Origin of the sequence: Salmonella sp. 32120201201600049SM, from assembly GCF_017572835.1 — a bacterium.
In the GTDB taxonomy this organism is placed as follows: domain Bacteria; phylum Pseudomonadota; class Gammaproteobacteria; order Enterobacterales; family Enterobacteriaceae; genus Salmonella; species Salmonella enterica.
Genome location: NZ_JAGESA010000001.1, coordinates 363,229 through 382,689, shown reverse-complemented (window position 1 = coordinate 382,689; position 19,461 = coordinate 363,229). Strand labels below are relative to the sequence as shown.

Here is a 19,461-nt window from a genome sequence, read left to right as displayed (position 1 = left end):
GCCCACGTCACGTTTTTTGCCGTGTCGTCCACGGATATCAATGACCTATCTTTTCTTGCTTCCGACTTCGTTTAAGATTGGTTAATTAACTTCTGATTATGATTTTTACATTCTTTCAGCAGAAGATATGACCTTAACTGCATAAATGCCATATAATTTAGCTATAGGGATGCTGACATAGCGTTTCGTGAAGAACAGGAGATGGGTAAATGATTAAACGTGTACTGGCCGTTTCACTGATGGGGTTATCCCTAGCGGGGTGTGTTAACAATGATAGCCTTTCGGGTGATGTTTATACCGCATCCGAGGCTAAACAAGTTCAGAATGTAACGTACGGTACTATCGTTAACGTTCGTCCGGTTCAAATTCAGGGCGGTGATGATTCTAACGTGATTGGCGCTATCGGCGGCGCGGTGTTGGGCGGATTCCTCGGCAACACTATCGGCGGCGGTACGGGTCGTTCACTGGCGACCGCGGCAGGCGCGGTGGCTGGTGGCGTAGCGGGCCAGGGCGTCCAGAGCGCAATGAATAAAACCCAGGGTGTGGAACTGGAAATTCGTAAAGACGATGGCAACACCATTATGGTTGTGCAGAAACAAGGAAATACGCGTTTCTCGGCAGGTCAGCGTGTCGTGCTGGCCAGCAACGGCAGCCAGGTTACTGTCTCTCCACGCTAAACCAGGCTTTACGTGTGGTCACATGGCCACACGTATGCCCCTGCACCTCAATCGTGAGAGTGCAATTCCATAATGTTGTGTTCAAGTTTAGCGACAAGTTTAATCAGAAGCTCAATCTCCTCTGAAGAAATCCCAGCCAAAATTTCACCGCGCGTTTTATGAATGACCTCTTCCATCTCAGCGATCAGCGGCTCCGCTTTTTCGGTCAGTTTAATCCGCTTAGCGCGACGATCGCTGGCGCAGGTTTGCCGCGAAATTAGCCCCTTATCTTCAAGTTGATCCAACGTGCGTACCAGCGATGGCTGCTCAATGCCTATCGCTTTAGCCAATTGAATCTGCGACTGGTCAGGCGGCAATTGATGAATATTGTGCAACGTGACCCAATGTGTCTGCGTCAATTCCAGAGGCTTGAGGCGATGGTCAATCAGAGCACGCCAAATGCGCACCAACCGTGCCAGATCAGAACCTAGTGGCGATTCCAATTTCATCTCCTTATAATTAGCTTGCTAAGTTATTATGCTGATTTTAGAATAGTGTGCAGTATTTGTATTCTCAAAACAAATGTATTGCTAAATTTGCTTACCAATAGACATTTTTTCAGACATAGTGCGCACCTGGCACCTGTAGCTTCAGTTTTGGCTAAAACTAAAGCATCGATGTCTGACGCAAAGGAACATTGCTTGTGAAGTGTATACTCAACGCCACAGGATTGCCCTTACAAGATCTCATGTTGGGAGCATCTGTTTACTTTCCGCCATTCTTTAAAGCCTTTGCGCTTGGGTTCGTTATCTGGTTGTTTATTCACCGACTACTGCGTGACCGGATATACTCTGATGAAATCTGGCATCCCCTGTTAATGGATCTCTCCCTCTTTACGCTGTGCGTATGTCTGGGCCTCGTTTTACTGATCGCGTGGTAAATATGTCGTTAAAAACAATAAAATATTTTTCTACTCTCATTGTCGCCGTCGTCGCCGTTCTGGCCGCGTGGTGGTTATGGAATTACTATATGCAGTCACCGTGGACGCGCGATGGTAAAATCCGCGCGGAACAGGTCAGCGTAACGCCACAGGTTTCTGGCAGCATTACCCAACTCAATATCAAAGATAATCAGTTCGTCAACGCCGGGGACGTTCTCTTTGTCATTGATAAAACGCCCTTCCATATTGCAGAACTTAACGCGCAGGCGCAGTTGGCCAAAGCGCAGTCCGATCTGGCAAAAGCGAATAATGAAGCCGATCGACGTCGACATTTATCGCGTAACTACATCTCTGCTGAAGATCTGGATAGCGCCAATCTGAATGTTAAAGCGATGCAGGCCAACGTAGATGTCGCACTGGCAACGTTAAAACAGGCGCAGTGGCAGCTTAGCCAGACGGAAGTAAAAGCGCCGGTATCCGGCTGGGTGACCAACCTTTCCACGCGTACCGGTGATTATGCCAGCACCGGTAAGCCACTTTTCGCCCTGGTAGATAGCCACTCATTTTATGTAATGGGATATTTCGAAGAAACCAAACTACGCCACATCCGCGAAGGTGAGCCTGCATTAATAACACTGTATAGTGGCAATGTTAAGTTACAGGGTCACGTTGGCAGTATCGGGCGCGCTATTTACGACCAAAGCGTAGAAAGTGACTCCGGTTTAGTGCCCGATATCAAACCCAACGTACCGTGGGTACGTCTGGCGCAACGCGTACCGGTACGTATCGAATTTGACGCTTTGCCGCAGGATATCACGCTCGTCTCCGGCACTACCTGCAGCGTAGCCATTGGACAGCGGTAATGAAACTCTCCCTGCCGGCCCTGCGAAATACGCCCTGGTTTAAAGCGACCTCCGGCCAGTGGCGTTACGCGTTGCGCAATACCATTGCCATGTGTCTCGCGCTGACATTCGCTTATTATCTCAATCTGGATGAGCCCTACTGGGCGATGACTTCGGCCGCAGTGGTGAGCTTTCCGACCGTAGGCGGCGTAATCAGTAAAAGTCTGGGGCGTATTGCCGGGAGTTTACTCGGCGCGACCGCCGCGTTAATTATTGCTGGCCATACGCTGAATGAACCCTGGTTGTTCTTATTTAGCATGGCCGCCTGGATCGGTTTTTGTACCTGGGCCTGCGCGCATTTTACCAATAATGCCGCTTATGCTTTCCAGTTGTCCGGCTACACGGCGGCGATCATCGCGTTCCCGATGGTTAATATTGTAGAAATCACGCAGTTGTGGGATATCGCCCAGGCACGTGTATGTGAAGTTATCGTCGGCATCCTCTGTGGCGGCATGATGATGATGATCCTACCCAGCACATCGGATGGTACCGCCCTGCTCACCGCGTTGAAAAACATGCATGCGCGCTTGCTGGAACATGCCAGTCTACTGTGGCAGCCGGAGACTACCGACGCTATCCGCTCCGCGCATGAGGGGGTCATTGGGCAAATCCTGACCATGAACCTGCTGCGTATTCAGGCCTTCTGGAGTCACTACCGTTTTCGCCGCCAGAATGCATTGCTAAATGCATTGTTACACCAGCAATTACGGCTAACCAGCGTGATCTCCAGTCTGCGTAGAATGCTTTTAAACTGGCCGACGCCGCCGGAAAACAGCCGCGAAGTCATTGAACAACTCTTAGCTGAGTTGGCAAAACCGCGCGCGGACAGCTACACCGTGGCGCGGATTATTGCGCCGCTACGCCCGCAGGATGAACAGGATTATCGTCACCTCGCGTTCTGGCAGCGATTACGCTATTTTTGCCAGCTATATCTGCGCAGCAGCCGTCAGTTATATCTGATCGAAAGCGGCGCGCCGGTAGATCAAATCCATATCCGCCGCACTCCCGGCCTTGCGCGGCATACGGATAACGCAGAGGCCATCTGGAGCGGCGTGCGTACCTTTTGCACGCTCACGGTAATTGGCGCCTGGAGTATTGGCGCGCAATGGGAATCCGGGCCCGGCGCATTAACCCTGGCGGCGATCAGTTGCGTCCTCTACTCCATCGTCGCCACGCCGTTTAAGTCGCTTTCCTTATTGATGCGTACTTTAGTGCTGCTGTCCTTATTCAGCTTCGTGGTGAAATTTGGCCTGATGGTGCAAATCACCGATCTGTGGCAATTCTTACTTTTCCTTTTTCCGCTGTTCGTCACGATGCAACTGCTTAAACTGCAGATGCCTAAGCTGGCGGGACTGTGGGGGCAGCTTATCGTTTTTATGGGCTCATTCATCGCCGTGACCAATCCACCGGTGTACGACTTCGCCGACTTCCTTAACGATAATACCGCCAAGATCGTCGGCGTCGCGATTTCCTGGCTGGCGTTTGCGATTTTGCGCCCCGGTTCCGATGCCGTAAAAAGCCGCCGCCATATCCGCGCGCTACGCCGGGATTTCGTCGATCAGCTTAGCCGTCACCCTTCCCATAACGAAAGCGAGTTTGAATCGCTGACCTATCATCACGTCAGTCAGCTCAGCAATAGCCAGGATGCGCTGGCGCGCCGGTGGTTATTACGTTGGGGAGTGGTACTGCTGAACTGCTCGCATGTGGTGTGGCAGCTGCGCGCCTGGGAGTCGCGTTCCGATCCGCTTTCCCGGGTGCGGGATATTTGTATATCCCTGCTGCGCGATGTGATGAGCGAGCGCGGCGTACAGCAACGCCCGCTTGCCGTTACGCTACAGGAACTACAGCGTATCTGCGACACGCTCGCACATCATCATCAACCCGCCGCGCATGAGCTGGCGGCGATTATCTGGCGTTTACACTGTTCGCTGTCGCAGCTGGAACAGGCTCCAGCGCAGGGAACACTGTCTCCGGGTTATTTAATGACGCCGCAGGCGTAACGCGTTCCGCCGCCGCCGAGCGGTTTCGGCTGATCGGACATGTTATCGCCGCCCACATGGATCATGAGCGCTTTATCTTTCACTTCATCAAGAGACTTCAGACGCGGCGCAGTAACCGGTTCGGTGGCGATACCATCATTATTAACGACTAACACCGGGAGGTCGCCCAGATGCCCCTGACCTTCCGGTCCTTCATGCTTACCGGTATTTTGTGGGTCCAGATGACCACCAGCGGCTTCTGCGGCAACCGCTTTGCCGTCTTTAATCGCGGGCTGGCAGCTACCTTTGGCATGAATGTGAAAACCATGCTCGCCCGGCGGCAACGCTTTAAGGTGTGGGGTAAATTTTAAGCCGCCTTCGGTTTCATCGATGACGACGGTGCCGATAGACTGTCCTACGCCTTGCGCCGTCACCAGATTCATCTCTACTTTCTCGCTGGCAGCCTGCGCACCCGCACAGGCCAGCAGCGTCACCATCGCTAAACTTAATCGCTTCATAAAACCTCCGTTACATGTGGTCGCCTGTTAAGTGTAAACCACTGGCGAAAACATGTACGGAAAGTCAACGAGTTGGCGATTACGGCACGTCATAACCCAGTGCCGCCTTGCGGATTCGGAACCACTGTTGACGCGACAATGACAGCGTTTCCGCTTCTAGTGCGGCGCGTACGCGTTCGATTTTACCCGAGCCAATAATCGGCAGCGGCTGCGACGGCAAACGTAAAATCCAGGCATAGACCACCTGTTCAATAGAACTGGCGTTGAGTTCTTGCGCGATAACGGAAAGTTCCTGGCGCAACGGCTGATAAGCCTCATCATTAAACAGCCGACCGCCGCCAAGACATGACCAGGCCATCGGACGAATACGCAGTTGCTGTAATTGATCTAATGTGCCGTCCAGCAACAAAGGCTGGTGAACCGGCGAGATCTCCACCTGGTTGGTCGCCAGGGTGAAAGGCAGGCGCGATTGCAGCAACGTAAATTGCGCTGGCGTAAAATTAGAAACGCCAAAATGGCGCACTTTGCCGCTTTGGTGCAGATGTTGAAACGCCTCGGCGACGTCATCCGCATCCATTAACGGATCGGGACGGTGAATTAACAACATATCCAGATAATCTGTCGCCAGATTTTTTAATGACTGTTCGGCGCTCAGAATAATATGGCGGCGATCGGTAATATAATGACCGAGCTTATTTTCCGCTCTGGCAGTGGTGGCAATACCGCATTTGGTGACGATTTGCAGTCTTTCCCGCAAATGCGGCGCCAGCGTTAGCGCCTCGCCAAATGCCGCTTCGCACTGATAACCGCCATAAATGTCCGCATGGTCAACGGTAGTGACGCCCAAATCCAGATGTTCTTCGATAAAACTCACTAACTGACGCGCGGACATATTCCAGTCCATCAAACGCCAGTAACCCATGACAAAACGCGAAAACTCCGGGCCTTGTGGAGCGATGGTGACACGCTGAACCATAACAGATTCCTCATAGAGAATAATGAGGTTGAGTATACGCAATTCCGCGTTTAAAAGAGTGAAGGTTGTTGAGGATCTTCCGATGGGAGAGGCTTGTTTGCGCGTATTTTACGCAAGAAACGCTGGCGACAAAGCCGCAGTACATTTTGTTTCTCGGCATCGCTCATTTTTTGCCAGTTAAACCGTTCGTCGCGGCTGCGCATACAGCCCCGACAAAAGCCACGCTCATCAGACTGGCAGATACCGCGACATGGGCTTGCTACAGGAAAAAACTCCAACTGCTCGGCCACATCCCCTCCTCAACGTTTGGCGCTTATGACTATTGAAGACGCTAACTGACATTATGGCAACTCTGCTTGCAGTAGACCGACTGGTCTACTATACTGCCTGCTATGAATAAGCAAACCGAACATGATACCCGCGAACATCTGCTGGCCACCGGCGAGCAGCTTTGTATGCAACGGGGTTTTACCGGCATGGGGCTTAGCGAATTGCTCAAAACCGCCCAGGTGCCTAAAGGGTCGTTTTATCACTACTTTCGCTCGAAAGAAGCCTTCGGCGTCGCCATGCTTGAGCGACATTACGCCTGCTATCATCAGCGTCTTACGGCGCACTTCACCTCCGGTCCCGGTAATCATCGCGATCGCCTTCTCGCCTGGTATCAGGAAACGTTAAAGCAGTTTTGCCAGCAAGGCGCCATCAGCGGTTGCCTGACGGTGAAACTGTCAGCGGAGGTCTGCGATCTGTCGGAGGATATGCGCTCTACGATGGATAAAGGGGCGCAGGAGATCATGGCACTGCTTGCACGCGCGCTGGAAGATGGCCGTAATAGCCACTGTTTACATTTCACCGGCCAGCCGTTGCCACAGGCGCAGGTACTTTATGCCCTGTGGCTGGGCGCCAATTTGCAGGCCAAAATATCCCGTAGCGCCGCGCCGCTGGAAAATGCGTTGGCGCATGTTAAGACCATCATTGCAACGCCTGAGCAGTAACGGGCGTTTTTATTTCCTTTATTACAAGACGACCGGTCTACTTATATCAGGAGCCACTATGTCATCAGCAAAACTGTTTACCCCCCTCAAGGTGGGTGCCATCACGGCGACAAATCGCGTATTTATGGCGCCTTTGACGCGTTTGCGGAGTATTGAACCGGGCGACATTCCTACGCCGTTAATGGCGGAATATTACCGTCAACGCGCCAGCGCCGGATTGATCATCAGCGAAGCCACACAAATCTCCGCACAGGCGAAAGGCTATGCCGGCGCACCGGGATTACACAGCGATGAGCAGATCGCCGCCTGGAAAAAAATCACTCAGGGAGTCCATGCCCAGGGCGGCCATATGGCGGTGCAACTGTGGCATACAGGCCGTATTTCACACGCCAGCCTGCAACCAGGCGGACAAGCGCCCGTCGCGCCATCCGCTATCAATGCGGGAACCCGCACCTCTTTGCGTGACGAAAACGGTCAGGCCATCCGCGTAGAAACTTCCACGCCGCGCGCGCTGGATACTCACGAGATCCCCGGGATCGTCAACGATTTCCGCCAGGCTATCGCCAATGCCCGAGAGGCAGGCTTCGATCTGGTGGAGCTGCACTCCGCGCACGGTTATCTGCTGCACCAGTTCCTCTCACCGTCTTCTAATCACCGTACCGATCGGTACGGCGGCAGCGTAGAGAATCGCGCCCGTCTGGTGCTGGAGGTGGTTGATGCCGGCATTAAGGAATGGGGCGCGGACCGTATCGGCATCCGCCTTTCTCCTGTCGGCACTTTCCAGAATGTCGATAACGGCCCGAATGAAGAAGCTGACGCCCTTTATCTGATTGAAGCGTTAGGCAAACGCGGCATCGCTTATCTGCATATGTCTGAACCAGACTGGGCGGGCGGCGAACCGTACAGCGACGCGTTCCGTGAAAAAGTGCGCGCGCGTTTCCACGGTCCCATCATCGGCGCTGGCGCCTATACGCCAGAAAAAGCGGAAGATCTGATCGAAAAAGGGCTGATTGACGCCGTGGCGTTTGGTCGCGATTACATCGCGAACCCGGATCTGGTGGCGCGTCTGCAACGTAAAGCGGAACTTAATCCACAGCGTCCCGAAAGTTTTTATGGCGGCGGCGCGGAAGGCTACACTGACTACCCTACTCTGTAATTTCATTGATAGCGGCCTCACATCGCCGCTATACTTTGAATATCTTGACTATTTTAAGGACAACGAAAATGCGTTTATTGCATACTATGCTGCGCGTCGGCGATTTGCAGCGTTCCATCGCTTTTTACACTAACGTTCTGGGCATGAAATTGCTGCGTACCAGTGAGAATCCGGAATACAAATACTCGCTGGCCTTTGTGGGATATGGTCCGGAAACGGAAGAAGCGGTCATCGAACTAACCTATAACTGGGGCGTTGAGAGCTACGACATGGGCAATGCGTATGGGCACATCGCGCTGAGCGTTGACAATGCTGCTGAAGCCTGTGAACGCATTCGTCAGAACGGCGGCAACGTGACCCGTGAAGCGGGGCCGGTAAAAGGCGGTTCGACCATCATCGCCTTCGTTGAAGATCCGGATGGCTATAAAATCGAATTGATTGAAGCTAAAGACGCAGGCCGCGGTCTGGGTAACTGATCCCCCGCCGGGCGCAGGTCACTGCGCCCGTTGTTTTACTGCATCCCGGCGTAAAATTTGCCATAATACGCGCTGCATTTTTTCGTATTAAGAGACTCAGATGTCCGATAACGCTCAACTTTCCGGTCTGTGCGACCGTTTTCGTGGTTTTTATCCTGTCGTCATCGACGTTGAAACTGCAGGATTTAACGCTAAAACCGATGCGCTGCTCGAAATCGCCGCCATCACGCTGAAAATGGATGAACAAGGCTGGCTGATGCCGGACACGACGCTGCATTTCCATGTGGAGCCGTTCGCTGGAGCCAACTTACAGCCGGAAGCGCTCGCGTTTAACGGTATCGATCCCTCTAACCCGCTACGCGGCGCGGTGAGTGAATATGAGGCGCTACACGCTATTTTCAAAATGGTGCGTAAAGGTATCAAAGACAGCGGTTGTAGCCGCGCCATTATGGTCGCGCATAACGCCACTTTTGATCACAGTTTTATGATGGCCGCCGCAGAGCGCGCCTCGCTGAAACGTAACCCGTTTCATCCGTTCGTCACCTTTGATACTGCGGCATTGAGCGGACTGGCGCTGGGACAAACGGTGTTATCAAAAGCGTGCCTGGCGGCAGGTATGGAGTTTGACGGCGAAAAGGCCCATTCCGCTTTGTATGATACCGAGCGGACAGCGGTGCTGTTTTGTGAAATCGTCAATCGCTGGAAGCGCCTGGGCGGCTGGCCGTTACCTTTGCCGACGGATAAATAACGTGGCTAACGACGCCGCTTTTGCTCACGATGGCGGTAAAAAAGCGACCTTTACAGGTCGCTTTCCCCTTTCACAGATTACTCTGCGTCCGGCTCCTGAGTTTTATATTTTGCCGCAGTTTCTTTAATAAGCTGCTGCAACTCACCACGCTGATACATCTCAATCACAATATCACACCCGCCGACCAGCTCGCCGTCCACCCACAGTTGTGGGAATGTCGGCCAGTTGGCGTATTTCGGTAATTCAGCGCGAATATCCGGGTTTTGCAGGATATCAACATAGGCAAAACGTTCCCCGCAGGCTGAAAGCGCCTGAACGGCCTGCGCAGAAAAACCACAGCTTGGCAGTTTCGGTGAACCTTTCATATACAGGAGAATCGGGTTTTCAGCGATCTGGCGCTGAATTTTTTCGATAGTGGTGCTCATTGTCTCGCTTCCTTAAACTACTTTTACGACTGAAGCCTGTCATTGTAACGGGTCAGGCTGGCAACGGAAAATAACATTTTCATCATGCCTTATTATTTTACCGTCTGCGGGAATAAGTTGTATACAAAATATCTTTTAAGCGGGTTGCCACGCAGTGATTCGTCGATAACGCGTTCGTGTTTAGCATTAATTGCTATTTTTTTTACATCTGTTAACGAAACACAGCTTCAGAAACCAAAAGCAATTACCAATCTGTGCTTTTGTAGATTAGAATTATCAGGTTTTGTAAATCATACGCAGGCATGAATCGCCTGCCTTTAACAGAGGATTGCTCAGTGGCGCGGATAAACAAAATCTCGATCACGCTCTGTGCTTTACTTTTTACTACTCTCCCCTTTACGCCAATGGCCCATGCTTCCAGGCAAGCCAAAGCGACGCCTGCTGTTTCTCATGTCACGAAAACGGCAGATAAAAAGAAAAGCACAACGAAAAAGATCAGTAAAACCAGCAAAAAAAACGTAAAAAAAACCTCAAAAACCAGCCGTTCTTCTTCCGCTTCTACGCCAAAACGTACCACCGCCGCCACGAAATCTCGTCATACGACGCATCGTCGTAACAGAACCGCGCCCACGTCAATCGCCGCCCTCGACGTAACGGAAAAATGCACGACGCGTAAAGGCCGTAAGCCGCACTGCGTGAAGGGGAAAGGAACATTGCCGGTCTCTATTGCCGATGCGCATCGTGCAAAAGTACAAAAAGCGACGAAAACCGCGATGTCCAAACTCATGAATCAGATTGGTAAACCGTATCACTGGGGAGGCGCGTCGCCGCGCACCGGTTTTGATTGCAGCGGTCTGGTTTATTATGCCTATAAAGATTTAGTGAAGATCCGTATCCCCCGAACGGCGAATGAGATGTATCACCTGCGTGACGCGGCGCCCATTGAGCGTAGCGAGTTGAAAAACGGCGATCTGGTGTTCTTTCGTACGCAGGGGCGCGGCACCGCCGATCACGTTGGCGTCTATGTCGGCAACGGTAAGTTTATTCAGTCCCCGCGCAGCGGTCAGGAAATTAAGATCACCTCACTGAACGAAGAGTACTGGCAACGTCATTATGTCGGCGCCCGCCGGGTGATGACGCCTAAAACAATTCGCTAATATTTTATCCTGTCGTTTAACGACAGGATAACTTCTTCTTTTGCGCCACCGCTCAATTTGCTACCCTATCCTTACGCGCACCAGGGGTATTGTGCGTGCGCAATATTAATAATAAGGAGAGAAGCAATGTCGTTCGAATTACCTGCATTACCGTATGCCAAAGATGCTCTGGCGCCGCATATTTCTGCTGAGACGCTGGAATATCACTATGGCAAACATCATCAGACTTACGTGACCAATCTTAACAATTTGATCAAAGGCACGGCGTTTGAAGGCAAATCGCTGGAAGAGATCGTGCGCACTTCCGAAGGCGGCATCTTTAATAACGCCGCTCAGGTGTGGAACCACACCTTCTACTGGAACTGCCTGGCGCCAAATGCTGGCGGCGAACCGACCGGGAAACTGGCTGATGCTATCGCGGCATCTTTTGGCAGCTTCACGGAATTTAAAGCGCAGTTCACCGATGCCGCTATCAAAAACTTTGGTTCCGGATGGACATGGCTGGTAAAAAGCGCTGATGGCAAACTGGCTATCGTTTCTACCTCAAATGCCGGTACGCCGCTGACTACGGATGCAACGCCGTTACTGACGGTTGATGTGTGGGAACACGCGTATTACATCGACTACCGCAACGCCCGTCCAAACTATCTGGAGCATTTCTGGGCGCTGGTTAACTGGGAATTTGTTGCGAAAAATCTCGCCGCATAAGTCTGAGTACGCAGAAGGTACGCCTTCTGCGTTTTAGAGAGGGATAGAATAGAGGAGACGCCCACCCTCAGAAGAGAGGAAATCAGTGCAGAGCGGCCGTTAATCCACCTGCGACAATCACGCCCAGAACAATCAGCGTAGTAATCAACGAAAATTTCAGGTCGGTACTCATCAAGTTTTCTCCTTTTTATTCCCACACAAAAAGTGATATAGCGCATTTTTGCACATTCCCGCACAAAAATCTCTCATGTTTTATATTGATAACTGTTTTTAACGCTTCCCCTTTTCCTCAAGATCAGACAAAATTCCAGGCTTACTGAATTAGCGTAACGGCCATTGACCCCTTCCTGACGTTCCGTGTCGTTTTTCCGGCGTGCCGCAACCCTGATGTTGCGATTAGGGTGTGTGTAGGCAAACGTTTACCTGGCGTTTCTCAGGAGCTTAGCGAGGGTCTGGAGTGAAATGTAATGGCAACAATTAAAGATGTAGCGAAACGGGCAAACGTTTCCACTACAACTGTATCACACGTAATCAACAAAACGCGTTTTGTCGCTGAAGAAACGCGTAACGCGGTCTGGGCGGCAATTAAAGAGCTGCACTACTCTCCCAGCGCCGTCGCGCGTAGCCTGAAGGTTAACCATACCAAGTCGATAGGCTTACTGGCGACCAGCAGCGAAGCGGCCTATTTTGCCGAAATTATCGAGGCGGTTGAAAAAAACTGTTTCCAGAAAGGCTATACGCTGATTTTAGGCAACGCCTGGAATAACCTGGAAAAACAGCGCGCCTACCTGTCCATGATGGCGCAAAAGCGCGTGGATGGCCTGCTGGTGATGTGTTCTGAGTATCCAGAACCTCTGCTTTCCATGCTGGAAGAGTATCGCCATATTCCGATGGTGGTGATGGACTGGGGTGAGGCGAAGGCCGATTTTACCGACACGGTGATTGATAACGCCTTTGCAGGCGGCTATATGGCGGGTCGTTATCTGGTTGAGCGCGGCCACCGGGATATCGGCGTTATTCCCGGCCCGCTGGAGCGCAACACCGGCGCGGGGCGGCTGGCAGGCTTTATGAAAGCCATGGAGGAGGCGCTGATCAACGTGCCGGACAACTGGATTGTTCAGGGCGACTTCGAGCCGGAGTCCGGTTACCACGCGATGCAGCAAATCTTATCGCAGTCACATCGCCCTACCGCCGTTTTCTGCGGCGGCGATATTATGGCGATGGGCGCGCTTTGCGCGGCTGACGAAATGGGGCTTCGCGTACCGCAGGACGTTTCGGTGATCGGTTATGACAATGTGCGTAACGCCCGTTTCTTTACCCCGGCGCTGACGACGATTCACCAGCCCAAAGACTCTTTAGGTGAAACCGCATTTAATATGCTATTGGATCGCATCGTCAATAAGCGTGAAGAGTCACAGTCTATTGAAGTTCATCCACGCCTGGTTGAGCGTCGCTCGGTCGCTGACGGCCCGTTCCGCGACTATCGGCGTTAATCCCCACTGTCGGGAGCCTCTTCTGGCTCCCGCAGCCACTCCCGATTCAACGTTTCGCTATCGCCCAAATAGTCCAGCAGCCATGCCAGCGCGGGCGAGGCTTCGTTTTGCTGCCACGTCACGCAACAGGCCGCATCGGGAAACGGATTCTCTAACGTCAGCGCCACCCATTTTCCGCTGTCTATCCACTGTCGGGCAAAATGCGTCGGCACCATTCCCACGCATAGTCCTGCCGACAGGCAGGTTGCCGATGACTCCCAGTCCGGTACGACGACCCTTTTTTGGTTATCCAGCAGCCAGGTAATCCGTTTCGGTAAGGTTCGCGAAGTGTCTTCCCTGACCAGCGACGGCCAGTTGCGCAGGGTATCGTCGCTTAACGGCCCCGGCATCGACGCCAGCGGGTGATCGCTTGCCACTACGCAGCTCCAGCTCAGGGTCCCCATATCCCGAAAAGCGTAACGCCCCCCTACCGGAATCGCCTGCGTCGCCCCAATCGCCAGTTCGACACGCCCGTCGGAGAGCGCGTCCCAGACGCCGTTAAACACCTCCTGAAAAACCAGCAGTTCCACATCGTCAAAATGGCGATAGAAATCGACGATCATCTGCCGGGTACGTTCTGGTCTGACGATATTGTCCACCGCAATAGCTAACTGCCCGCGCCAGCCATTAGCAATTTGCTGACACTGTTGGCGAGTGATCTGCATTTTTTTGATAACAGAACGCCCTTCTTTTAAAAACCAGACGCCAGCAGGCGTCAGTTCAACATCACGGTGACGTCGTACAAAAAGCGGTACGGCCAGCCACTCCTCTAACTGACGAACGGTGTAACTGACTGCTGAAGGCACACGGTGCAGTTCCTGCGCCGCCGCGCTAAAACTGCCATTGCGCGCTACGGCGTCAACCACTTCAAGCGAGTATTCCGACCACATAATTTGCCTACAAAAATTTTGAATTCATTGGACAAATATTAACGTTTCACAACCGTAATTTCACTCCCTACACTCTGCGACAATGTCTGTCTGATAAGAAAGAGAAACAAATATGCAACCTGGAAAAGGTTTTTTAGTCTGGTTAGCCGGTCTTAGCGTACTGGGATTTCTGGCTACGGACATGTACCTGCCCGCGTTTGCCGCCATACAGGCGGATTTACAAACGCCTGCCGCCGCGGTCAGCGCCAGCCTCAGCCTGTTTTTAGCTGGCTTTGCCGTCGCGCAACTCCTCTGGGGACCGCTATCGGATCGTTATGGCCGTAAACCGATTTTACTGCTGGGGTTATCTATCTTTGCACTCGGAAGTCTGGGGATGCTGTGGGTAGAAAGCGCGGCAGCACTGCTGACGCTGCGCTTCGTGCAGGCCGTCGGCGTTTGCGCGGCAACGGTAATCTGGCAAGCGCTGGTGACCGATTATTATCCTTCGCAAAAAATTAACCGTATCTTCGCCACGATCATGCCACTGGTGGGATTATCCCCGGCGCTTGCGCCCTTACTGGGAAGCTGGATACTGACGCATTTCTCATGGCAGGCGATTTTCGCCACCCTATTCGTGATTACGTTGTTGCTGATGTTGCCGGCGCTGCGCTTAAAACCATCGGTAAAAGCGCGTACCGAAGGACAGGATAAACTCACTTTCGCGACGTTGTTACGCTCTAAAACCTATCGCGGTAATGTGCTGATTTATGCCGCCTGTTCCGCCAGCTTTTTTGCGTGGCTAACAGGGTCCCCGTTTATTCTCAGCGCGATGGGTTACAGCCCGGCAGTGATTGGCCTGAGCTATGTTCCGCAAACCATCGCTTTTCTGATTGGCGGATATGGTTGCCGCGCGGCGCTACAAAAATGGCAGGGCTACCAATTGCTTCCGTGGCTGTTAGGGCTGTATGCGCTGAGCGTTATCGCCACCTGGGGTGCGGGCCTTCTGAATAATGCCTCACTGGTGGAGATCCTGATTCCTTTCTGCGTAATGGCGATTGCTAATGGCGCCATCTACCCTATCGTCGTCGCGCAAGCGTTACGCCCTTTCCCTCAAGCCACGGGGCGCGCTGCGGCGCTACAAAATACGCTGCAACTGGGGTTATGTTTCCTGGCAAGCCTGGTGGTTTCATGGCTCATCAGCACGCCGCTGCTGACCACCACCAGCGTAATGCTCTCTACCGTTGTTCTGGCGGCGTTAGGTTACAAAATGCAGTCTCATGCAGATTGCGCTGAGACCGGATTTCCCCATGCCAATGTCGCCCACGACAAGTCTCACTAAAGACTTGTTAACCGCTGGTAATTAGCACGCTAACAATTTTCGGTTGAATCATCAAAAATTGCGGCCTATACTGATTCCCGGTTGTTTATATTACGATAATTATTAGGCATTAACGGGAACCGGAGCGTTCCCGATTCACCATGGATGGCCTTTTCGGCAAGGGCTCCTCCCTTCCTCTGTTCTACGTCGGATAACTGGCTCACGGAATTGTCCGTGGGATTTCTCACAAAGCCAAAAAAGCGTCTACGCTGTTTTAAGGTTCTGATCACCGTCCAGTGATGGAGAAACTATGAGTTCATCGTGTATAGAAGAAGTCAGCGTACCGGATGATAACTGGTACCGAATCGCCAACGAATTGTTAAGTCGCGCGGATATTACAATTAATGGTTCCGCCCCGTCTGACATTCGTGTTAAGAATCCCGATTTTTTTAAACGCGTCCTTCAGGAAGGATCGTTGGGGTTAGGTGAGAGTTACATGGATGGCTGGTGGGAATGCGAGCGTCTGGATATTTTCTTCAGCAAAGTCTTACGTGCCGGTCTTGAAAATCAACTCCCCCACCATGTTAAAGATACGCTCCGTATCCTCGGCGCGCGTCTGATTAATCTACAAAGTAAAAAACGCGCCTGGATTGTCGGCAAGGAACATTACGATCTTGGTAATGACCTTTTTTCCCGTATGCTCGATCCCTATATGCAATATTCTTGCGCCTACTGGAAAGATGCCGATACGCTGGAAGCGGCACAGCAAGCCAAGCTGAAATTAATTTGCGAAAAGCTACAGCTACAACCGGGGATGCGTGTGCTGGATATCGGCTGCGGCTGGGGCGGTCTGTCGCAATATATGGCGACCCATTATGGCGTTAGCGTGGTGGGCGTAACGATCTCCGCTGAACAACAAAAAATGGCGCAGACGCGTTGCGAAGGTCTGGATGTCTCCATTCTCCTGGAAGATTATCGCGACCTTAACGATCAGTTTGACCGAATCGTCTCCGTCGGCATGTTCGAACATGTCGGGCCAAAAAACTACAACACCTATTTTGAAGTTGTTGACAGGAATTTAAAACCGGATGGTCTTTTCCTGCTCCATACTATTGGTTCTAAAAAAACCGATCATAATGTCGATCCGTGGATCAATAAGTATATTTTCCCCAACGGTTGCTTGCCGTCTGTTCGTCAAATCGCCGAGGCCAGCGAATCACACTTTGTAATGGAAGACTGGCATAACTTTGGCGCCGACTATGACACGACTCTGATGGCGTGGCACGAGCGCTTTATCAATGCCTGGCCAGAGATTGCGGGCAATTATAACGAGCGCTTTAAACGTATGTTCAGCTATTATCTCAACGCCTGCGCGGGTGCGTTTCGCGCGCGTGATATTCAGCTTTGGCAGGTGGTATTTACGCGCGGCGTTGAAAACGGTCTGCGCGTTCCTCGCTAATCATCTCCCCCGCATTTCATGCGGGGGAATCTTATTTTCCGTTAGCCAATGTCGGCCTGATTTCTGACCGCATTTTCTCGTGTAGCCAGTACGCGTTCTACGGTATCGACAACCGCCTGCGTTTGCGGATCGATCTCGATATTCACACGCTCACCCAGTTTTTTTCTGCCAAGCGTAGTACGTTCCAGCGTTTCCGGAATGAGATGCACGCAGAAGCGCGTTGGCGTTACCTCGCCGACGGTCAAACTGATACCGTCAACGCCGATAAAGCCTTTGTACAGGATATACTTCATCAGGGACGCATCCTGCACTTTAAACCACACCTGATGGTTATTTTCGGAGGTCAGGATTTTCGCGATCTCCGCCGTCGTAATAATATGCCCCGACATCAGATGACCACCGATTTCATCGCTGAATTTGGCGGCGCGCTCTACGTTGACCTCATCACCTACCCTCAACGCGCCCAGATTGGTGATGCGCAACGTTTCTTTCATCAGATCAAAACTTATCTGGTTACCGTTTATTTCAGTCACCGTCAAACAGCATCCGTTATGCGCTACCGACGCCCCCGTCTCCAGCCCCTCCAGCATGTAGTCCGGTAACGTCACCACATGGGTGCGAAAGTTGGGTTTTTCATCAATCGATACCAGTTTCGCGGTACCCTGTACGATCCCCGTAAACATATCTTCAACTCCTGAAATAAATAAAAGCAGAACTGTTCAGCACAATAGCAGGTGGAAAAACAGCTTGCCAGCAATGCGCCGTTAACAACTGTTTTTTCACTGGAGAAATAGTAATACCCCGCTACAATAGACTGAAATTTCCCCTGCTATTTCTTTTGGCTGCCACTACGGCGGCTTTTTAGTCTTTCATATAACAACAAAATAAAAGGTGAATACGTGCAGAAGTATACCAGTGAAGCGCGTCAGTTATTAGCGTTAGCGATACCGGTGATCCTTGCGCAAGTGGCGCAGACCGCAATGGGATTCGTCGATACCGTCATGGCGGGAGGCTATAGCGCTACGGACATGGCTGCCGTCGCTATCGGCACCTCTATCTGGCTTCCCGCCATTTTGTTTGGTCACGGCTTACTGCTGGCCTTGACGCCTGTGATTGCGCAACTCAATGGCTCCGGCCGTCGTGAGCGTATCGCGCATCAGGTTCGACAAGGGTTCTGGCTGGCGGGCTTTGTCTCCGTGCTGGTGATGATCGTCCTGTGGAATGCCGGATACATTATCCGCTCTATGCATAATATTGATCCGGCGCTGGCCGATAAAGCCGTGGGTTATCTTCGCGCGCTGCTGTGGGGCGCGCCAGGATACCTTTTCTTTCAGGTAGCGCGAAACCAGTGCGAAGGTCTGGCCAAAACCAAACCGGGTATGGTGATGGGATTTTTGGGCCTGCTGGTGAATATTCCGGTGAACTATATTTTTATCTATGGCCATTTTGGTATGCCGGAACTCGGCGGTATCGGCTGCGGCGTTGCGACTGCGGCGGTCTATTGGGTGATGTTTATCGCCATGCTTTCTTACATTAAACACGCGCGTTCAATGCGTGATATTCGTAATGAAAAAGGCTTTGGCAAACCCGATAGCGTCGTCATGAAGCGCCTGATTCAACTGGGGTTGCCGATTGCGCTGGCGCTGTTCTTTGAAGTGACGTTATTTGCGGTCGTTGCGCTGCTGGTTTCGCCATTAGGTATTGTGGATGTCGCCGGTCATCAGATTGCGCTTAACTTTAGCTCGCTGATGTTCGTACTGCCGATGTCGCTGGCTGCGGCGGTAACGATTCGAGTGGGTTATCGTCTGGGCCAGGGCTCAACGCTGGATGCGCAAACCGCAGCGCGTACCGGTTTAGGCGTCGGCATTTGTATGGCTGTGGTTACCGCTATTTTTACCGTTACTCTGCGTAAGCATATTGCTTTGCTCTACAATGACAACCCTGAGGTCGTGGCGCTTGCCGCGCAATTAATGCTGCTCGCTGCGGTTTACCAGATTTCCGACTCTATACAGGTTATCGGCAGCGGTATTCTGCGCGGTTATAAAGATACGCGTTCCATCTTTTTTATCACCTTTACCGCCTACTGGGTGTTAGGTTTACCCAGCGGTTATATCCTGGCGTTAACGGATTTGGTGGTGGATCGTATGGGACCGGCAGGCTTCTGGATGGGGTTCATCATCGGCCTGACCTCGGCGGCGGTGTTAATGATGCTACGGATGCGCTATCTACAACGTCAGCCGTCCGCCATCATTTTGCAGCGCGCTGCGCGATAATACGACGATAGCCGTCGCATGGCGGCTATTTTCTCGACATGTTGCATATTTCCCCCGCAATCAGGTGATTTCAGGAAGAAAATTGCGATTTCCCTCTTGCCTCATTGCGGTTGTGACGCTAATATTCGTCCCCGTTGTCACCTACAACGTTGCGTTCATAGCTCAGTTGGTTAGAGCACCACCTTGACATGGTGGGGGTCGTTGGTTCGAGTCCAATTGAACGCACCATCATTTTAATGCGTCTGTAGCTCAGTTGGTTAGAGCACCACCTTGACATGGTGGGGGTCGATGGTTCGAGTCCATTCAGACGCACCAATCCATTATCTTGTTTAATTTTATAATACGCTATCTGGTGCTTGTGCCAGGCTAAAAGCGAT

At 52.0% G+C, this 19,461-nt stretch carries 22 protein-coding genes and 2 tRNA genes; 16 read left to right on the top strand and 8 right to left on the bottom strand.

The genetic code is table 11. The features are described from left to right. The first annotated feature begins 209 nt into the window (after positions 1 to 209). Positions 210 to 677 (top strand): outer membrane lipoprotein SlyB, encoded by a 468-nt coding sequence (gene slyB / locus J4650_RS01960; RefSeq protein ID WP_000597179.1) that lies wholly within the window; start codon positions 210 to 212, stop codon positions 675 to 677. Between the two features lie 47 nt (positions 678 to 724). Here slyB and slyA read toward each other — a convergent pair whose 3' ends face one another. Next, positions 725 to 1,165 carry a transcriptional regulator SlyA gene (gene slyA / locus J4650_RS01955; protein ID WP_000764554.1) on the bottom strand — a complete coding sequence of 147 codons (441 nt, stop codon included), beginning with the start codon at positions 1,163 to 1,165 and terminating at the stop codon, positions 725 to 727. A 194-nt stretch (positions 1,166 to 1,359) separates the two neighbouring features. On the opposite strand from slyA, the gene J4650_RS01950 reads away from it, so the two are divergent. The 3 genes from J4650_RS01950 to J4650_RS01940 are packed head-to-tail and all read left to right on the top strand — an operon-like array spanning position 1,360 to position 4,498. After that, positions 1,360 to 1,596 (top strand): DUF1656 domain-containing protein, encoded by a 237-nt coding sequence (locus J4650_RS01950; RefSeq protein ID WP_000649755.1) that lies wholly within the window; start codon positions 1,360 to 1,362, stop codon positions 1,594 to 1,596. A 2-nt stretch (positions 1,597 to 1,598) separates the two neighbouring features. Further along, positions 1,599 to 2,459 carry an HlyD family secretion protein gene (locus J4650_RS01945; protein WP_001520441.1) on the top strand — a complete coding sequence of 287 codons (861 nt, stop codon included), beginning with the start codon at positions 1,599 to 1,601 and terminating at the stop codon, positions 2,457 to 2,459. Then, complete coding sequence (locus J4650_RS01940) at positions 2,459 to 4,498, top strand: FUSC family protein (protein ID WP_000777625.1); 2,040 nt, start codon at positions 2,459 to 2,461, stop codon at positions 4,496 to 4,498. Before J4650_RS01945 ends, J4650_RS01940 begins: the two co-directional genes overlap by 1 nt. On the opposite strand, the gene sodC2 is transcribed toward J4650_RS01940, so the two are convergent. The 3 genes from sodC2 to J4650_RS01925 all read right to left on the bottom strand — a co-directional run bounded on the left by sodC2 (position 4,474) and on the right by J4650_RS01925 (position 6,261). Continuing rightward, positions 4,474 to 4,995 (bottom strand): superoxide dismutase [Cu-Zn] SodC2, encoded by a 522-nt coding sequence (gene sodC2, locus J4650_RS01935; RefSeq protein ID WP_000826818.1) that lies wholly within the window; start codon positions 4,993 to 4,995, stop codon positions 4,474 to 4,476. The genes J4650_RS01940 and sodC2 overlap by 25 nt on opposite strands. 79 nt (positions 4,996 to 5,074) lie before the next feature. Next, positions 5,075 to 5,971 (bottom strand): aldo/keto reductase family oxidoreductase, encoded by an 897-nt coding sequence (locus J4650_RS01930; protein WP_000250724.1) that lies wholly within the window; start codon positions 5,969 to 5,971, stop codon positions 5,075 to 5,077. A 50-nt stretch (positions 5,972 to 6,021) separates the two neighbouring features. Beyond that, the gene (locus J4650_RS01925) at positions 6,022 to 6,261 is read right to left on the bottom strand and encodes a DUF1289 domain-containing protein (RefSeq protein WP_001538148.1); all 240 of its coding nucleotides are present in this window, start codon (positions 6,259 to 6,261) and stop codon (positions 6,022 to 6,024) included. Between the two features lie 102 nt (positions 6,262 to 6,363). Here J4650_RS01925 and J4650_RS01920 point away from each other — a divergent pair, with 102 nt between their 5' ends. The 4 genes from J4650_RS01920 to rnt all read left to right on the top strand — a co-directional run bounded on the left by J4650_RS01920 (position 6,364) and on the right by rnt (position 9,343). Further along, positions 6,364 to 6,963: a TetR/AcrR family transcriptional regulator gene (locus tag J4650_RS01920; RefSeq protein ID WP_001041823.1), complete on the top strand. Its 600-nt coding sequence runs from the start codon at positions 6,364 to 6,366 to the stop codon at positions 6,961 to 6,963. 58 nt (positions 6,964 to 7,021) lie between these two features. Further along, positions 7,022 to 8,119, top strand: coding sequence for an alkene reductase (locus tag J4650_RS01915; RefSeq protein ID WP_000092935.1), 1,098 nt, complete (start codon positions 7,022 to 7,024; stop codon positions 8,117 to 8,119). A 68-nt stretch (positions 8,120 to 8,187) separates the two neighbouring features. Beyond that, positions 8,188 to 8,595, top strand: a complete 408-nt coding sequence (gene gloA, locus J4650_RS01910; RefSeq protein WP_001237787.1) for a lactoylglutathione lyase — start codon at positions 8,188 to 8,190, stop codon at positions 8,593 to 8,595. Between the two features lie 100 nt (positions 8,596 to 8,695). Next, a complete protein-coding gene (gene rnt, locus J4650_RS01905; RefSeq protein WP_001282272.1) occupies positions 8,696 to 9,343 on the top strand; it encodes a ribonuclease T in 648 nt (215 codons plus the stop codon). Between the two features lie 77 nt (positions 9,344 to 9,420). On the opposite strand, the gene grxD is transcribed toward rnt, so the two are convergent. After that, positions 9,421 to 9,768, bottom strand: a complete 348-nt coding sequence (gene grxD / locus J4650_RS01900; protein ID WP_000108176.1) for a monothiol glutaredoxin 4 — start codon at positions 9,766 to 9,768, stop codon at positions 9,421 to 9,423. A 335-nt stretch (positions 9,769 to 10,103) separates the two neighbouring features. On the opposite strand from grxD, the gene J4650_RS01895 reads away from it, so the two are divergent. Further along, on the top strand, positions 10,104 to 10,925 hold the full coding sequence (locus J4650_RS01895) for a C40 family peptidase (protein ID WP_001779739.1): 822 nt from the start codon (positions 10,104 to 10,106) through the stop codon (positions 10,923 to 10,925). Between the two features lie 126 nt (positions 10,926 to 11,051). Beyond that, a complete protein-coding gene (gene sodB, locus J4650_RS01890; protein ID WP_020438077.1) occupies positions 11,052 to 11,633 on the top strand; it encodes a superoxide dismutase [Fe] in 582 nt (193 codons plus the stop codon). An 82-nt stretch (positions 11,634 to 11,715) separates the two neighbouring features. On the opposite strand, the gene J4650_RS01885 is transcribed toward sodB, so the two are convergent. Then, positions 11,716 to 11,805, bottom strand: coding sequence for a YnhF family membrane protein (locus tag J4650_RS01885; protein WP_000102277.1), 90 nt, complete (start codon positions 11,803 to 11,805; stop codon positions 11,716 to 11,718). Between the two features lie 295 nt (positions 11,806 to 12,100). On the opposite strand from J4650_RS01885, the gene purR reads away from it, so the two are divergent. Further along, complete coding sequence (gene purR, locus J4650_RS01880; RefSeq protein WP_000190992.1) at positions 12,101 to 13,126, top strand: HTH-type transcriptional repressor PurR; 1,026 nt, start codon at positions 12,101 to 12,103, stop codon at positions 13,124 to 13,126. Here the strand turns inward: purR and punR are convergent. Next, positions 13,123 to 14,055: a DNA-binding transcriptional activator PunR gene (gene punR, locus J4650_RS01875; protein WP_000269523.1), complete on the bottom strand. Its 933-nt coding sequence runs from the start codon at positions 14,053 to 14,055 to the stop codon at positions 13,123 to 13,125. The two genes, purR and punR, sit on opposite strands and share 4 nt — an antisense overlap. Positions 14,056 to 14,167: 112 nt before the next feature. On the opposite strand from punR, the gene punC reads away from it, so the two are divergent. Further along, positions 14,168 to 15,373 carry a purine nucleoside transporter PunC gene (punC, locus tag J4650_RS01870; RefSeq protein ID WP_001182316.1) on the top strand — a complete coding sequence of 402 codons (1,206 nt, stop codon included), beginning with the start codon at positions 14,168 to 14,170 and terminating at the stop codon, positions 15,371 to 15,373. Between the two features lie 289 nt (positions 15,374 to 15,662). Further along, positions 15,663 to 16,811 (top strand): cyclopropane fatty acyl phospholipid synthase, encoded by a 1,149-nt coding sequence (gene cfa / locus J4650_RS01865; RefSeq protein WP_000098879.1) that lies wholly within the window; start codon positions 15,663 to 15,665, stop codon positions 16,809 to 16,811. Positions 16,812 to 16,852: 41 nt separating this feature from the next. On the opposite strand, the gene J4650_RS01860 is transcribed toward cfa, so the two are convergent. Further along, positions 16,853 to 17,494 (bottom strand): riboflavin synthase, encoded by a 642-nt coding sequence (locus tag J4650_RS01860; RefSeq protein ID WP_000493972.1) that lies wholly within the window; start codon positions 17,492 to 17,494, stop codon positions 16,853 to 16,855. Between the two features lie 216 nt (positions 17,495 to 17,710). Between J4650_RS01860 and mdtK the strand changes: the two genes are divergently transcribed. The 3 genes from mdtK to J4650_RS01845 all read left to right on the top strand — a co-directional run bounded on the left by mdtK (position 17,711) and on the right by J4650_RS01845 (position 19,399). After that, positions 17,711 to 19,084 (top strand): multidrug efflux MATE transporter MdtK, encoded by a 1,374-nt coding sequence (mdtK, locus tag J4650_RS01855; RefSeq protein WP_001175077.1) that lies wholly within the window; start codon positions 17,711 to 17,713, stop codon positions 19,082 to 19,084. Between the two features lie 151 nt (positions 19,085 to 19,235). After that, positions 19,236 to 19,312, top strand: a tRNA-Val gene (locus tag J4650_RS01850). Between the two features lie 10 nt (positions 19,313 to 19,322). Further along, a tRNA-Val gene (locus J4650_RS01845) sits at positions 19,323 to 19,399 on the top strand. Positions 19,400 to 19,461 lie beyond the last annotated feature (62 nt).

What these genes read in the sequence shown, in the direction of transcription:
- slyB (WP_000597179.1), top strand. Translation starts at nt 210, where the DNA reads ATGATTAAACGTGTACTGGCCGTTTCACTGATGGGGTTATCCCTAGCG.
- slyA (WP_000764554.1), bottom strand. Translation starts at nt 1,165, where the DNA reads ATGAAATTGGAATCGCCACTAGGTTCTGATCTGGCACGGTTGGTGCGC.
- J4650_RS01945 (WP_001520441.1), top strand. Translation starts at nt 1,599, where the DNA reads ATGTCGTTAAAAACAATAAAATATTTTTCTACTCTCATTGTCGCCGTC.
- J4650_RS01940 (WP_000777625.1), top strand. Translation starts at nt 2,459, where the DNA reads ATGAAACTCTCCCTGCCGGCCCTGCGAAATACGCCCTGGTTTAAAGCG.
- sodC2 (WP_000826818.1), bottom strand. Translation starts at nt 4,995, where the DNA reads ATGAAGCGATTAAGTTTAGCGATGGTGACGCTGCTGGCCTGTGCGGGT.
- J4650_RS01930 (WP_000250724.1), bottom strand. Translation starts at nt 5,971, where the DNA reads ATGGTTCAGCGTGTCACCATCGCTCCACAAGGCCCGGAGTTTTCGCGT.
- J4650_RS01920 (WP_001041823.1), top strand. Translation starts at nt 6,364, where the DNA reads ATGAATAAGCAAACCGAACATGATACCCGCGAACATCTGCTGGCCACC.
- J4650_RS01915 (WP_000092935.1), top strand. Translation starts at nt 7,022, where the DNA reads ATGTCATCAGCAAAACTGTTTACCCCCCTCAAGGTGGGTGCCATCACG.
- gloA (WP_001237787.1), top strand. Translation starts at nt 8,188, where the DNA reads ATGCGTTTATTGCATACTATGCTGCGCGTCGGCGATTTGCAGCGTTCC.
- rnt (WP_001282272.1), top strand. Translation starts at nt 8,696, where the DNA reads ATGTCCGATAACGCTCAACTTTCCGGTCTGTGCGACCGTTTTCGTGGT.
- grxD (WP_000108176.1), bottom strand. Translation starts at nt 9,768, where the DNA reads ATGAGCACCACTATCGAAAAAATTCAGCGCCAGATCGCTGAAAACCCG.
- sodB (WP_020438077.1), top strand. Translation starts at nt 11,052, where the DNA reads ATGTCGTTCGAATTACCTGCATTACCGTATGCCAAAGATGCTCTGGCG.
- J4650_RS01885 (WP_000102277.1), bottom strand. Translation starts at nt 11,805, where the DNA reads ATGAGTACCGACCTGAAATTTTCGTTGATTACTACGCTGATTGTTCTG.
- purR (WP_000190992.1), top strand. Translation starts at nt 12,101, where the DNA reads ATGGCAACAATTAAAGATGTAGCGAAACGGGCAAACGTTTCCACTACA.
- punR (WP_000269523.1), bottom strand. Translation starts at nt 14,055, where the DNA reads ATGTGGTCGGAATACTCGCTTGAAGTGGTTGACGCCGTAGCGCGCAAT.
- punC (WP_001182316.1), top strand. Translation starts at nt 14,168, where the DNA reads ATGCAACCTGGAAAAGGTTTTTTAGTCTGGTTAGCCGGTCTTAGCGTA.
- cfa (WP_000098879.1), top strand. Translation starts at nt 15,663, where the DNA reads ATGAGTTCATCGTGTATAGAAGAAGTCAGCGTACCGGATGATAACTGG.
- J4650_RS01860 (WP_000493972.1), bottom strand. Translation starts at nt 17,494, where the DNA reads ATGTTTACGGGGATCGTACAGGGTACCGCGAAACTGGTATCGATTGAT.